Origin of the sequence: Acidovorax carolinensis (assembly GCF_002157145.1) — a bacterium.
Taxonomy (GTDB): Bacteria; Pseudomonadota; Gammaproteobacteria; order Burkholderiales; family Burkholderiaceae_C; genus Acidovorax; species Acidovorax carolinensis.
Window position 1 is genome coordinate 2,386,162 of the sequence record NZ_CP021361.1, and the last position, 13,020, is coordinate 2,399,181.

The window sequence follows — 13,020 nt, forward strand, 5'->3', positions numbered from 1 at the left end:
TGCACGGCCTCCAGCTGGCGCCAGCACGCAGGCAAGAAAATTGTTCATCGGGTGGAGCGCGATCCCGCGAGGGCACATCCTCGGGTCAGATCATTGATCGCAAAAAAGGACAAGAGCGACATTGTGCCGATGCGCAATCAAACCGATTGCAAAAGCACCCTGGAGAGAGCATTGCCAGAAACGCCCTGCTGACGCCAAAAGGCGCAAATCGTCACATGCACCGCGGGTCCTGCAGCGTCCACCATCCCAGCACCCGGTACGGCCCCGGGGAGCCGCGCAGGTTGTAGAGCAGCTGGAACTCCCGCACTATCCACCCCACGGGCTCCACCGGATGCTCCTCCACCACGGAGGGGCTGTACATCAGGGTCATGTGAGGGGTCACGGAAGGTGCGGCATGAGACGTACCCGTCCCACCAGAAAATGCACTGTCCAGCGCACCGTACAGCGAGCGGTGGAGTTCCATGAAACCCGCCACCCCGGCGTCGTGCCCACAGAGCACCAACGGGCGCCTTGCGTTGCGCCGCTGAAAGCTCAGACAACGGTCCAGTCGCAGAGGAAATGCAGGTGCATTCACCTGCGCAGCCGCAAGGCGTGCAAGCCCGACCTTGTGCTCTGGGAACTCGGCGTCCCACCCCAGGGAAACAAGGGTGACATGCAATCGCTCCTTGCGTACCTTGCTTCCTGCCAGGTGGCGCAAGGCTATCTCCTGATCGCACAGCCGATCTGCCTTTTGCGCTGCATCGGCATCCGCACGAACGGCAAAGAATGTATGGTGGCTGAGGCCCGGCGCAAGCGCGATACCGGGCAGCACCGGCTGGTCGTGGGGCATGTCAGTGGCTCCTTCAACGGAGCCAGACACCTTAACGCGTGGGCTACGCCCTGTCCAGGTTCCAAGGCCACCCCGTCAGGGCGCGGGCACCGTGCAGGCGACAAGACGCCTCCCCTGCGCGGCCCTGTCACACTATTCCCACTCAATCGTCGCCGGCGGCTTGCTGCTCACGTCATAGGTCACCCGGTTGATGCCACGCACTTCGTTGATGATGCGGCCCGACACTTTCTTGAGCAGGGCGTAGGGCAGTTCGGCCCAGTCGGCAGTCATGAAGTCGCTGGTCTGCACGGCGCGCAGGGCCACCACGTAGTCGTAGGTGCGGCCATCGCCCATCACGCCCACGCTCTTGACGGGCAGGAAGACGGTGAAGGCCTGGCTGGTGAGGTCGTACCAGGTTTTGCCGGTGGCTTCATCAGTGAAATTGCGAAGCTCTTCGATGAAGATCGCGTCGGCACGGCGCAGCAGGTCGGCGTATTCCTTCTTCACTTCGCCCAGGATGCGCACGCCCAGTCCTGGGCCGGGGAAGGGGTGGCGGTAGACCATTTCGGGCGGCAAGCCCAGGGCCACGCCGAGCTCGCGCACTTCGTCCTTGAACAGGTCGCGCAGGGGTTCCAGCAGCTTGAGGCCCAGTTGCTCGGGCAGGCCGCCGACGTTGTGGTGGCTCTTGATGGTGACGGCCTTCTTGCTCTTTGCGCCGCCCGATTCGATGACGTCGGGGTAGATGGTGCCCTGGGCCAAAAAGGTGGCTCCCTTGTGGCCTGCATTACCAGCCTTGAGCTTGGCGGCCTCGGCCTTGAACACATCGACGAACAAGCCGCCGATGATCTTGCGCTTGGCTTCAGGTTCGCTGACACCCGCCAGCTTGCCCAGGAACAGGTCGCTGGCGTCCACGCGGATGACCTTGGCGTGCAGCTTGCCGACGAACATGTCCATGACCATGTCGCCCTCGTTCAGGCGCAGCAGACCGTGGTCCACAAACACACAGGTGAGCTGGTCGCCAATGGCGCGGTGGATCAGCGCTGCGGCCACAGACGAATCCACGCCACCCGACAGCCCCAGAATCACTTCTTCATCGCCCACCTGCTGGCGGATCTGCTCTACCGCCTCGGCAATGTGGTCGCGCATGACCCAATCGGGCGTGGTGCCGCAGATGCCGAGCACGAAGCGTTCGAGCAGCGCCTTGCCCTGCACCGTGTGCGTGACTTCGGGGTGGAACTGCACGGCGTAGAAGCGGCGCGCCTCGTCGGCCATGCCGGCGATGGGGCAGCTGTCGGTGCTGGCCATGAGCTTGAAGCCCGGGGGCAGCTCGGTCACCTTGTCGCCGTGGCTCATCCACACGTTGAGCATGCCGTGGCCTTCGGGGGTGGTGAAGTCGGCAATGTCCTTGAGCAGCGCGGTGTGGCCGCGTGCGCGCACGGCCGCAAAGCCGAACTCGCGCTTGTGGCCGGTTTCGACCTTGCCGCCCAGTTGCTGCGCCATGGTCTGCATGCCGTAGCAGATGCCCAGCACCGGCAGGCCCAGCTCGAACACGGCCTGGGGCGCACGGTCGGTGGTGTCTTCGGTCACGCTGGCGTGGCTTCCCGAGAGGATGATGCCCTTGAGCGAGCCATCCTTGGCGTAGTCACGCACCCACGCGTCGGTCACGTCGCAGGGGTGCACTTCGCAGTACACGTTGGCCTCGCGCACGCGGCGGGCGATGAGCTGGGTGACTTGCGAACCGAAGTCGAGGATGAGGATTTTCTGGTGTTGCATGGCGATTTTGAATGAAATCAGCCCCTAGCGCTTGATGGGCAAGCGCTAGGGGCTATCAAAACAATAGCATTCGCGATCAGTCGGCGCGGTAGTTCGGCGCTTCCTTGGTGATCTGCACGTCGTGCACGTGGCTTTCGCGGATGCCTGCGGTGGTGATCTCGACGAACTCGGCCTTGTTGTTCATGTCCTCGATCGTGGCGCAGCCACAATAGCCCATGGCAGCGCGCACGCCCCCGGCCATCTGGAACACGATGGAAACCATCGAACCCTTGTAAGGCACGCGGCCTTCAATGCCTTCGGGCACCAGCTTGTCGGCATTGGGGTTGCCCGTGGTCGACTCCTGGAAGTAGCGGTCGGCACTGCCCTGCTGCATGGCGCCAATGGAGCCCATGCCGCGATAGCTCTTGTAGCTGCGGCCCTGGAACAAAATCACCTCGCCCGGCGCTTCTTCCGTGCCGGCAAACATGCCGCCCATCATGATGGTGCTGGCACCGGCGGCCAGGGCCTTGGCGATGTCCCCGCTAAAGCGCACCCCACCGTCAGCAATCAGCGGCACACCGGTGCCGCGCAGCGCCGTGGCCACGTTGTCGATGGCCATGATCTGGGGCACACCCACGCCGGCAACGATGCGCGTGGTGCAGATGGAGCCGGGGCCAATGCCCACCTTCACAGCGTCGGCACCGGCCTCGACCAGCGCCAGCGCAGCCGCGCCGGTTGCGATGTTGCCGCCAATCACATCGACCTGCGGGTAGTTCTGCTTGACCCAGCGCACGCGTTCGATCACGCCTTTACTGTGGCCATGTGCCGTGTCGACCACGATGGCGTCAACACCGGCCTTCACCAGGGCTTCAACGCGCTCTTCGGTTCCCTCGCCCACACCCACAGCCGCACCCACACGCAGGCGGCCCGAGGCATCGCGCGCAGCATTGGGAAAGCTGGTCTGCTTGGTGATGTCCTTGACCGTGATCAGGCCCTTGAGCACAAAGTCATCGTTGATGACCAGCAGCCGCTCGAGCTTGTATTTGTTGAGCAGGGCCTTGGCCTCGCTGGCCGTGGCCCCCTCCTTGACCGTGATGAGCTTTTCACGGGGCGTCATGATCTGGTGCACCTTGACGTCGTAGCGCGTTTCAAAGCGCAAATCGCGGCTGGTGACGATACCCACCACCTTGCCACCATCGCACACCGGAAAGCCCGAAATACCCAGTTGCTCCGACAGCTCCAGCACCTGGAGCACGGTGTGCTCGGGGGTGATGACGACCGGATCGCGCACCACGCCAGACTCGTAGCGCTTGACCTTGGCCACGTGAGCAGCCTGCTCCTGGGGCGTGAGGTTCTTGTGCACGATGCCGATGCCGCCCTCCTGGGCGATGGCGATGGCCAGCCGGGCCTCTGTCACGGTGTCCATGGCGGCGGACACCAGCGGCAGGTTCAGCTGGATATTACGGGAGAGTTTCGTCGCGAGGGACGTGTCCTTGGGCAGGACCTGGGAGTACGCTGGCACCAGCAACACATCGTCGAAGGTGAGCGCTTTTCCAAGAAGGCGCATGAGAAAGCTCCAAAAAACGGATTGTACCCGCGCGGCCTGTGGCGAAAATGCTGCCCCCCGAAAGCAAGTGCACTGGCGGCTGCGCGGAGCCACGGCTAAACTTGCCGCCATGAAAATAAACAAGCTTCTGCTGCTGGCTTTTGCCTGCGCTTGGTCACTGGGTGCGGCGGCCCAGTGGCAATGGATCGACAAGGATGGCCGCAAGGTATTCAGCGACCGAGCCCCCCCTCTGGACATCCCGGACAAGAGCATCCTGAAACAGCCGGGAGGCACATTGGGGGGGCGCACCGATCAAAAGCCGGTTCTGTCTACGGTGACCGCTGAGCCTGCAACCACCGCATCCGCCCCCAAACCGCCAGCCGCTGGCAAGGATAAGGAGCTCGAAGAAAAAAAGGCTCAGGCCGAGGCTGCAGAAGCAGCCAAGAAAAAAGCCGAAGAGGAAAAGATCGCCAAAGCCAAGGCGGACAACTGCACCCGCGCCCGCCAGGCCAAGTCCACACTCGACTCTGGCCGGCCCATGATGCATACCAATGCCCAGGGCGAACGGGTTTACCTTGATGAAGCAACCCGTGTATCAGAATCCAAACGCATCGACAGCGTCATTGCATCCGATTGCGCACGGTAATTTTTTGGGTGGTGTCGCCATCACCCTCTTGCAGGCATCTCAGTAACCCGATTTTGCACCTGGGCGTTGCCGCGCAAAGAGGCCGGTGGTGCGGGCCCCCTGGCGCGCAAAGCGTTCGCGCCGCGCCACCTTGGGGTCCACCTTGAGGGGTCGATAAACTTCCACCCGGTCCCCTGGGGCGAGCGGGCAATCGAGTGCCACCTGGCGCCCCCATATGCCAACGGCGGCAGAAGCCCCTCCTTGCGGCAACAGCGACATTGCCTCGCAGGCCTTCAGCGCATCCGCCACCGTGGCGCTAGCAGGCAGTTGCAGCGTCCATTCGCCAACGCTGCGCGGCGCCATACAAACAACCACCGTGATTTGCAGCGCGCCGTGGTCGTCACCCATAGACCTGCTCCGCGCGCTTGACAAACGCATCCACCATGCTGGCAGCGATGCGGTCAAAGATGGGGCCTACCAAGGCCGCCAGCGCGGCGCTCTCAAAGCCGTAGTTCAGCAACAGTTCGACCCTGCATGCGCGTTGGCTGCCATCTGCCACGGCATGGAAATGCCAGTCGCCCTCCAAGCGGGAGAACGGGCCCTTGATCATGTGCATCTGAACGCGCCGACCCTCTTCATGGACGTTGCGGGTCACAAAGGTCTGCCGCAGTCCCGCCATCGCGATACCGACCTCGGCCGTCATGCCCGTATCGTCACGCTCGAGCACGGCCGCACGGTCGCACCAGGGCAGGAACTGGGGGTAGTGCTCCACCCCGGTCACGAGGGCAAACATTTCTTCGGGGCTGTACCAGATGAGGACGGATTTGTGGACGGTTTTCATGCAGACGCTGCTTCGGCGCAACTGGCCCATTGAATCGGCCAGGGCATCCGGAGGAAATTAGAATCGCTCTTTGCGAGACCCAACCATTGTAGGGAGGCCTTTTATCTCCCCGTTTGTGCCGCATCTAATCTTTCATGGCCAAAAAACCCGATCCCACGTCCCGCATTGCCGACAACAAGAAGGCGGCCTTCAACTATTTCTTCGAAGAACGCCATGAGGCCGGCATGGTGCTGTATGGCTGGGAAGTCAAGGCGCTGCGCGAGGGCAAGGTGCAGTTGACCGATGGCTACGTGCTCATCCGCGATGGTGAGCTGTACCTGCTGGGCTGCCTGATCAACCCCTTGAAGACGGCCTCCACCCATGTCAACCCCGAGGCGGCACGCACCAAAAAGCTGCTGCTCAAAAAGGATGACATCAAACACCTGATCGTCAAGGTGGAGCAAAAAGGCTATACCCTGGTGCCGCTGAACCTGCACTGGAAGAACGGGTATGTGAAATGCGAGATCGCCCTGGCCAAGGGCAAGGCAGAACATGACAAGCGCGACACCATCAAGGACCGTGAAGGCAAGCGCGAGGTCGAACGCGCCATGAAAAGCCGCAACCGATGAAAATTCTTGCAAGGCAGCGGGAATAAACCACCGCGCCCATGTGTTTGTCTGCGTGCAGGGCCGCATTTCGCACTCGCCCGCACCCTTGTCCGGAGAAACCCATGAAAAAGCTCTTGCCCATCGCCGCACTCGTTGCGCTTGCCGCCTGCTCCTCCATGGCCCAGTCACCCGTCAAATCCATGGACGGCGTGCTGGTCGGTGCCGGTGACATGACGCTCTACACCTTTGACCGTGATACCGCTGGCAGCGGAAAGTCTGTCTGTAACGGCCCCTGCGCCACCAACTGGCCCCCCCTGATGGCCACACCGGCCCAAGCGGGCGGCGACTACAGCGTCATCACCCGCGATGACGGAAAAACCCAGCTGGCCTACAAGGGAAAACCGCTGTACTACTGGTCCAAGGACGCCAAACCCGGCGACAAAACCGGCGACGGCTTCAACCAGGTCTGGCACGCTGCGCGCCCCTGAGCCATTGCACGCGACCTATCCCGACTGACATCGCGACGTGGACCGCACCCAGGTAATCGAACAGCTTCCCGGCCTGCGTCGCTATGCCAGGGTGTTGACGGGTGACGCCTGGGCGGCCGACGATCTCGTGCAGGACACCCTCGAACGGGCCTGCAACAAATGGCGGCTGTGGCGCAGCGGCAGCGATCTGCGCGCCTGGCTGTTCACGCTGATGCACAACCTGTATCTCAACCAGCGCCGTGCCATGCCCTCGCTGCAACGGCTGGAAATTGAGGACGTGCAGGACAGCCTTCAGGCCAATGCGCCCCCATCGGACGATGCGCTGGACCTGGAGCGCTGCCTGCAGCGCCTGCCGGCCGAGCAGCGCGCCGTGTTGCTGCTGGTCACGCTGGAAGACCTCAGCTACGAAGACACCGCCCGCATTCTGGCGATTCCCGTGGGCACCGTCATGTCGCGGCTGTCGCGCGCACGCAGCCGACTGCGTGCACTCATGGAACACACGCCCTCCGCAGTGCCAGGCCAGCCACCGGTGCTGCGCCGCCTCAAATGATTTCGGCCTTTGCCATGGACCACTCCTCTCCCTTCCCTGCCGGCCCCTCCCATGACCATGCGTGGCACGCACTGGTGGATGGCCGGCTGCCCCCCGCCGACACGAAGGCAGTGCAGCAGCAACTGGCCGCCGATGCAACGGCGCAAGCCACTGTTGCGCAGTGGCAGGCACAGCGGCACCAATTGCGCGCCCTGCACCAGGAAATGCTGGAGGCCCCCCTGCCGGACGCGCTGCTGCAGACCCTTGCACGCGCCACGGCGCGCAGGGACGAACAGCATCGCCAATGGTGGCGCTGGGGCGGCATGGCGGCGTCCGTGCTGGTGGCGTTTGCGCTGGGATGGGTGGGGCGGGGCCATTGGCCCGCGGTGGCACCCAACGGTCTCCTGGCCGGCAACGCCAGCGCACCGAGCCAGCGATTTGCAGCGCAGGCCGCCATGGCCCACGCGGTATACCAGCCCGAACAGCGCCATCCCGTGGAGGTGCCCGCCGCCCAGCAAGAGCATCTGGTGCAATGGCTTTCCAAGCGATTGGGGCGGCCGCTGAAAGTGCCATTGCTGACGGCGCAGGGCTATGAACTGGTGGGCGGGCGGCTGCTGCCCGGCGACACCGGCGCACGCGCGCAATTCATGTACCAGAACAGCGCGGGCGAGCGCGTCACGCTCTATCTGGGCGCCCTGGTGCCCACCGCCGCCACGAAGCTTCCACCCTCTGCAGGATCGGCTGTACCAGCCACCAACACGCCGCAGTCTTCAGACACTGCCTTCCGCTTCACCCAGGAAGGCCCGGTGCCAGGTTTTTACTGGACGGACCAAGGCTTTGGCTACGCGCTGAGTGGGCAGCTTTCACGCCCTGCCCTTCAGGCACTGGCCACGGCGGTGTACCAGCAGCTCTGACGCAAGGCACCCCGACAGGGCCAGCCCGGCGCCCCACGCCATTCAGACCAACGCGGCCAGTGGATGCGCGTGGGCAGGCCAGGGGCTGACGAAGAACGGGGCCACCATCGCCGGCGTCACGTCTTCGATGCGCCCAGGGCTCCACTTTGGCGCGTGGTCCTTGTCAACGGCCAGTGCCCGGATGCCCTCCACCGTTTCGCTCTGCCCGGCGCGCAGAAAAAAGCAGTGGCGCACCATGTCGCGCTCCATGCGCAAATCGTCGGCCAGCCCCATGCTGCGGGCGCGGCGCACCTGCTCCAGCACCACATGCAGCATCAGCGGCGAGCGCTTGCGCAGCGTGGCCGCCGTTGTGCGGGCCCAGTCGGATCCAGCCGCCTCCAGCTGGGCCACGATCTCGCGCACGGTAGGCAGAGCAAAATAGTGATCAATAGTGCCTCTAGCGCTTGATAGTGTTGCGCTACCAGCTATCAATTTAGAAGCAAAATAGTTCTTGATGGCAGCGCCATCGGCAAAGTGCCCGGATCCCAGGGCTTCCCACACCGGCACCTGCTGGTCCACAGGCAGGATGCCATCGGCCAGGCCGAACTCCACCGCATCGCCTGCACCGATGGTGTCGCCCGTCAATGCCAGCCATTCCCCACGCGGCCCGGGCAGCGGCTCAGAAAATAGCCACCACCCACGTCAGGGAACAGGCCGATCGCCGTCTCGGGCATGGCCATCTTGGTGCGCTCCGTCACCACGCGCAGGGCCGCGCCCTGGCTGATGCCCATGCCGCCGCCCATGACGATGCCGTCCATGAACGCGATGTAGGGCTTGCCGTAGTTGTGGATCAGGTGGTTGAGCGCATATTCCTCGGTGAAGAAATCCTCCAGTAGTGGATTGCCCTGGCTGCCTGCCTGGTGCAAGAAACGGATGTCGCCGCCTGCGCAAAAGGCCCCGAACGGGCCTTCCTTGTTGCTGCCGCGAATGGCCACGGCCAACACGCGGGCGTCGTCTTTCCAGGCCAGCAGGATACCCATGAGATCCCGCACCATGCCCAGAGACAGCGCATTGAGCGCCCGGGGGCGGTTCAAGGTAATGAACCCCACCTGGCCTCGCACCTCGCTCAGCACTTCACTGGTCGCTTTCATTTTCATCTCCGTCATTTTTGTTCCTTCCAACCTAAAAACTCATTGATCACCAACGCACCAATCACCAACAGGCCACCGGTCAGTACAGCCGACCCCGGGCGCTCTCCGGCACCGGCCCAGGCCAGCAAGATGCCGAAGATAACCTCCAGCAAGCCCAGCAAGGCCATTTCGGGGCCTTGAGCACCCGCCCGCAGCGCACCGCCAGAACGCACGGTATCGCCAGCTGAAACAAGCCGAGCAGCGCCAGCAGCAGGATATCGTGGCCCGTCGCCTGAAACGGCAACGCCATGGGCAGCGTCGCCAGCGCCGACAGCACAGCGCCAACCAGAACCGCCGGCACCAGATCCACCGAGTGCCCATGCTGCTGGGACGATTGCACCACCGTCCAGTTAGCCGCAGCCGCCACCGGAATGCACAGGGCCACCAGGGTACCCACCAGCGGCAAGCCGGCCATCTGCGAGCCATACATCCACGCCATGCCCACGCCGGCAATGCCGATGGCCACCCAGGTGCGCAATGCAATCCGGTGCCCGATAAACATGCGCGCAAACAGGGCCGTGAGCAGCGGGCCCGCCGCCATGGTCACGAGCACATTCGCCACGGGCATGAGCATCATGGCAACCATGAAGGTGGTGAACATCACGCTCCAGCACAGGCCCGACAGCCACAGTGCTGCACCGCCGCGGCGCATGGCCGAAAACACGCTGCGGCCCTGCAGCGCAGGCAGGATCAGCAGCAGCGACACCACCGTAAAAAAGCTGCGCCAGAAGGTCACTTCAAAGCTGCGCGCGTGCTCCAGGTGGCGCGTCACCACACCGGCAATGGACCACAGCAGCGTCACGACCAGCATCAGCGCGACCGCACGGGAATGCGTGAGTTTCATGGTTATTCGTCGGCAAACAACGCTTCAGACGGCAAAAGGGCCACTGCATTGCAGTGGCCCTGATGGAGACGGCCAGGAGCCTTTTGAAGGCCCCTGCAACCGGAATCAGCGACCAGCGCGCTTGCGATCGCTTTCCTTGAGGTGGCGCTTGCGGATGCGGATGGACTTGGGCGTGATCTCCACCAACTCATCGTCCTCGATGAACTCCACGGCATATTCCAGCGTGGCATCGATAGGGGGCGTGATCTTGATCGCGTCTTCCTTGCCCGAAACGCGGAAGTTGGTCAGCTGCTTGGTGCGCGTGGCGTTCACCACCAGGTCGTTGTCACGGCTGTGGATACCCACAATCATGCCTTCGTACACGGGGTCGTTCGCCTTGACGAACATGCGGCCACGGTCGTCCAGCTTGCCCAGGGCGTAGGTGAAGATTTCACCGTCGTCCATGGAAATCAGCACACCGTTCTTGCGGCCGCCGATGTCACCCTTGTGCGGCTCGTAGCTGTCAAAGATGTTGGCAATGAGGCCCGAGCCACGCGTCAGGTTCAGGAATTCGTTGGTGAAGCCGATCAGGCCGCGCGCAGGAATGCGGTATTCCAGGCGCACACGACCCCGGCCGTCCGGCTCCATGTTCACCAGCTCGCCCTTGCGCTCGCCCAGGGCCTGCATCACGCCGCCCTGGTGGGCTTCCTCGATGTCGGCGGTCACCAGCTCGATAGGCTCGCACTTCTCGCCATTGATCTCCTTGAACACCACGCGCGGCTTGGACACGGCCAGCTCATAGCCTTCACGGCGCATGTTTTCCAGCAGGATGGTCAGGTGCAGTTCGCCGCGGCCCATCACTTCGAAGATGCCTTCTTCGTCGGTTTCCTTCACGCGCAGGGCCACGTTGTGTTGCAGTTCCTTCTGCAGGCGGTCCCAGATCTGGCGGCTCGTCACGTACTTGCCTTCGCGGCCGGCCAGCGGGCTGGTGTTCACGCAGAAGTTCATGGTCAGCGTGGGCTCGTCCACCTTGAGCATCGGCAGCGGTGCGGGGTTGAGCGGGTCGGTGATGGTTACGCCAATGCCGATGTCGGCAATGCCGTTGATCAGCACGATTTCGCCCGGGCCGGCTTCGGTGGCCTGCACGCGGTCCAGGCCCTGGAAGGTCAGCACCTGGTTGACACGGCCCTTGATGGTCTTGCCATCGGGGCCTTCCATGACCAGCACGTCCATCATGGGCTTGATCGTGCCCTGGCTGATGCGGCCCACGCCGATGCGGCCGACAAAGGTGGAGAAATCGAGTGCAGAAATCTGCAGCTGCAACGGTGCAGCCGGATCACCCTTCTGGGCGGGCACATGCTTGAGCACCGTGTTGAACAGGGCCGACATGTCGGGGCCCCACTGCTCACCCGGTGCGCCCTCTTCGAGCGACGACCAGCCGTTGATGCCCGAGGCGTAGACCACAGGAAAGTCGAGCTGCTCATCGGTAGCGCCCAGCTTGTCGAACAGGTCGAATGCCGCGTTCACGACCTTGTCAGGATTCGCGCCGGGCTTGTCGACCTTGTTCACCACCACGATGGGCTTCAAGCCCAGGGCCAGCGCCTTCTTGGTCACGAAACGCGTCTGGGGCATGGGGCCTTCTTGCGCGTCGATCAGCAGCACCACGCCGTCCACCATGGACAGCGCGCGCTCGACCTCACCGCCGAAGTCCGCGTGACCAGGGGTATCGACGATATTGATGTGGGTGCCTTCCCAGCTCACGGCGCAGTTCTTGGCCAGGATGGTGATGCCACGCTCTTTTTCAATCGCGTTGTTGTCCATCACCGTGTCGACCACTTTTTCATGTTCGGCGAAGGTGCCGGACTGGCGCAGCAGTTGGTCGACCATGGTGGTCTTGCCATGGTCCACGTGGGCAATGATGGCGATGTTGCGGATTTGTTTGCTCATAGTTTTTCCAATATGCCGCTGGCTTGTAGGTGCGGCGTGCCTTCCAAAATTTGTTGAATTTCCAGCGGACTCAGCAGCCTGTCGGGCACCAGTTCACCGTCCTTGATATGGCCGACGCCCAGCAGGGCCGCAGGAGCCTCGCTGAAAACCGCCACGGCGCTGGCGTCCGGCCACTCGCCCCTGCGCCGCAACCCCGAAAGGAAACGAGCGGTATTGTCGCCGTCCAGCGTGACACGCATGTGTTGTGCCAGCAACGATTCGGGCGGTTGCAGGCAGTCCACGCGCTCGTCCTCGGGCATAGCCTCCAGTTGCGCCAACGTGATGCAGCGCTCCACGCCGAGACCACCCGTGTCAATGCGGCGCAAAAACGTCAGGTGCGCTCCACAGCCCAGTGCCGTGCCGATGTCTTCACCCAGCGTGCGGATATAGGTGCCTTTGCTGCAGGTTACTATTATTTTGATAGCTGCTTGCGCTTGATCCGTAAACACCAGCGTCAGATTCAATGCATGAATGACCACATCGCGCGCCTCGCGCTCCACGGTGACACCGGCACGAGCGTATTCGTACAGCGCCTTGCCATCCTTCTTGAGCGCGCTGTGCATGGGCGGCACCTGCCGGATGGGGCCGGTGAACTGCCGCTGCACGGCCGCCAGACGCTCAGGGGTGAGCTGGGCCGGGTCCACATCGCAGCGCTGCACCACATCACCTTCGGCGTCGCCGGTGGTGGTCGTCACGCCCAGGAGGGCGATGGCCTCGTATGTTTTGGCAGCATCAAGCTGCAGCTGGCTGAACTTCGTGGCTGCGCCAAAACACAGCGGCAGCACGCCGGTGGCCAGCGGATCGAGCGTGCCGGTATGGCCTGCCTTTTCGGCGCGCAGCAGCCATTTCGCCTTCTGCAAGGCGTCATTGCTCGAAAGGCCGAGCGGTTTGTCAAGCAGCAACACCCCATGCACAGGGCGCCGCTGCACCCTGGTGCGTGGCGCGTTCATGG

General features: G+C 63.3%; 12 protein-coding genes and 2 pseudogenes. 5 read left to right on the forward strand and 9 right to left on the reverse strand.

All coding sequences use genetic code 11. The features are described 5' to 3' along the window. Window positions 1-211 precede the first annotated feature (211 nt). From CBP34_RS11080 to guaB, 3 genes are all read right to left on the reverse strand, one after another. Window positions 212-829, reverse strand: coding sequence for a 2'-5' RNA ligase family protein (locus CBP34_RS11080; RefSeq protein ID WP_086912624.1), 618 nt, complete (start codon window positions 827-829; stop codon window positions 212-214). Between the two features lie 132 nt (window positions 830-961). Beyond that, on the reverse strand, window positions 962-2,581 hold the full coding sequence (guaA, locus tag CBP34_RS11085; RefSeq protein WP_094098060.1) for a glutamine-hydrolyzing GMP synthase: 1,620 nt from the start codon (window positions 2,579-2,581) through the stop codon (window positions 962-964). A 76-nt stretch (window positions 2,582-2,657) separates the two neighbouring features. Further along, complete coding sequence (gene guaB, locus CBP34_RS11090) at window positions 2,658-4,127, reverse strand: IMP dehydrogenase (RefSeq protein ID WP_086912626.1); 1,470 nt, start codon at window positions 4,125-4,127, stop codon at window positions 2,658-2,660. Window positions 4,128-4,236: 109 nt separating this feature from the next. Here guaB and CBP34_RS11095 point away from each other — a divergent pair, with 109 nt between their 5' ends. Next, window positions 4,237-4,752, forward strand: a complete 516-nt coding sequence (locus tag CBP34_RS11095) for a DUF4124 domain-containing protein (RefSeq protein WP_094098061.1) — start codon at window positions 4,237-4,239, stop codon at window positions 4,750-4,752. Between the two features lie 39 nt (window positions 4,753-4,791). On the opposite strand, the gene CBP34_RS11100 is transcribed toward CBP34_RS11095, so the two are convergent. Continuing rightward, window positions 4,792-5,139 carry an RnfH family protein gene (locus CBP34_RS11100; RefSeq protein ID WP_094098062.1) on the reverse strand — a complete coding sequence of 116 codons (348 nt, stop codon included), beginning with the start codon at window positions 5,137-5,139 and terminating at the stop codon, window positions 4,792-4,794. After that, the gene (locus tag CBP34_RS11105; protein WP_094099145.1) at window positions 5,132-5,572 is read right to left on the reverse strand and encodes a type II toxin-antitoxin system RatA family toxin; all 441 of its coding nucleotides are present in this window, start codon (window positions 5,570-5,572) and stop codon (window positions 5,132-5,134) included. The genes CBP34_RS11100 and CBP34_RS11105 overlap by 8 nt, the downstream gene beginning before the upstream one ends. Before the next feature lie 134 nt (window positions 5,573-5,706). On the opposite strand from CBP34_RS11105, the gene smpB reads away from it, so the two are divergent. The 4 genes from smpB to CBP34_RS11125 all read left to right on the forward strand — a co-directional run bounded on the left by smpB (window position 5,707) and on the right by CBP34_RS11125 (window position 8,090). After that, complete coding sequence (smpB, locus tag CBP34_RS11110) at window positions 5,707-6,180, forward strand: SsrA-binding protein SmpB (protein WP_086912629.1); 474 nt, start codon at window positions 5,707-5,709, stop codon at window positions 6,178-6,180. Window positions 6,181-6,281: 101 nt separating this feature from the next. Next, on the forward strand, window positions 6,282-6,647 hold the full coding sequence (locus CBP34_RS11115; RefSeq protein ID WP_094098063.1) for a COG4315 family predicted lipoprotein: 366 nt from the start codon (window positions 6,282-6,284) through the stop codon (window positions 6,645-6,647). 37 nt (window positions 6,648-6,684) lie between these two features. Further along, window positions 6,685-7,197, forward strand: a complete 513-nt coding sequence (locus CBP34_RS11120; RefSeq protein ID WP_094098064.1) for a sigma-70 family RNA polymerase sigma factor — start codon at window positions 6,685-6,687, stop codon at window positions 7,195-7,197. Window positions 7,198-7,211: 14 nt separating this feature from the next. Beyond that, window positions 7,212-8,090 (forward strand): anti-sigma factor family protein, encoded by an 879-nt coding sequence (locus CBP34_RS11125; protein WP_094099146.1) that lies wholly within the window; start codon window positions 7,212-7,214, stop codon window positions 8,088-8,090. Window positions 8,091-8,132: 42 nt separating this feature from the next. Here the strand turns inward: CBP34_RS11125 and CBP34_RS11130 are convergent. The 4 genes and pseudogenes from CBP34_RS11130 to truB form a co-directional block, all read right to left on the reverse strand. Then, a pseudogene (locus tag CBP34_RS11130) lies at window positions 8,133-9,235 on the reverse strand (enoyl-CoA hydratase/isomerase family protein). Beyond that, a pseudogene (locus CBP34_RS11135) lies at window positions 9,232-10,103 on the reverse strand (DMT family transporter). Before CBP34_RS11135 ends, CBP34_RS11130 begins: the two co-directional pseudogenes overlap by 4 nt. 105 nt (window positions 10,104-10,208) lie before the next feature. Then, complete coding sequence (gene typA / locus CBP34_RS11140) at window positions 10,209-12,029, reverse strand: translational GTPase TypA (protein ID WP_086912634.1); 1,821 nt, start codon at window positions 12,027-12,029, stop codon at window positions 10,209-10,211. Next, window positions 12,026-13,018, reverse strand: coding sequence for a tRNA pseudouridine(55) synthase TruB (truB, locus tag CBP34_RS11145; RefSeq protein WP_094098065.1), 993 nt, complete (start codon window positions 13,016-13,018; stop codon window positions 12,026-12,028). The genes typA and truB overlap by 4 nt, the downstream gene beginning before the upstream one ends. Window positions 13,019-13,020: the final 2 nt, after the last annotated feature.

Bases quoted from the DNA above. Each gene is read 5' to 3' on its own strand.
- CBP34_RS11115 (WP_094098063.1), top strand. From the start codon at position 6,282: ATGAAAAAGCTCTTGCCCATCGCCGCACTCGTTGCGCTTGCCGCCTGC.
- CBP34_RS11105 (WP_094099145.1), bottom strand. From the start codon at position 5,572: ATGAAAACCGTCCACAAATCCGTCCTCATCTGGTACAGCCCCGAAGAA.
- guaB (WP_086912626.1), bottom strand. From the start codon at position 4,127: ATGCGCCTTCTTGGAAAAGCGCTCACCTTCGACGATGTGTTGCTGGTG.
- truB (WP_094098065.1), bottom strand. From the start codon at position 13,018: ATGAACGCGCCACGCACCAGGGTGCAGCGGCGCCCTGTGCATGGGGTG.
- CBP34_RS11125 (WP_094099146.1), top strand. From the start codon at position 7,212: ATGGACCACTCCTCTCCCTTCCCTGCCGGCCCCTCCCATGACCATGCG.
- CBP34_RS11095 (WP_094098061.1), top strand. From the start codon at position 4,237: ATGAAAATAAACAAGCTTCTGCTGCTGGCTTTTGCCTGCGCTTGGTCA.
- CBP34_RS11080 (WP_086912624.1), bottom strand. From the start codon at position 829: ATGCCCCACGACCAGCCGGTGCTGCCCGGTATCGCGCTTGCGCCGGGC.
- smpB (WP_086912629.1), top strand. From the start codon at position 5,707: ATGGCCAAAAAACCCGATCCCACGTCCCGCATTGCCGACAACAAGAAG.
- guaA (WP_094098060.1), bottom strand. From the start codon at position 2,581: ATGCAACACCAGAAAATCCTCATCCTCGACTTCGGTTCGCAAGTCACC.
- typA (WP_086912634.1), bottom strand. From the start codon at position 12,029: ATGAGCAAACAAATCCGCAACATCGCCATCATTGCCCACGTGGACCAT.
- CBP34_RS11100 (WP_094098062.1), bottom strand. From the start codon at position 5,139: ATGGGTGACGACCACGGCGCGCTGCAAATCACGGTGGTTGTTTGTATG.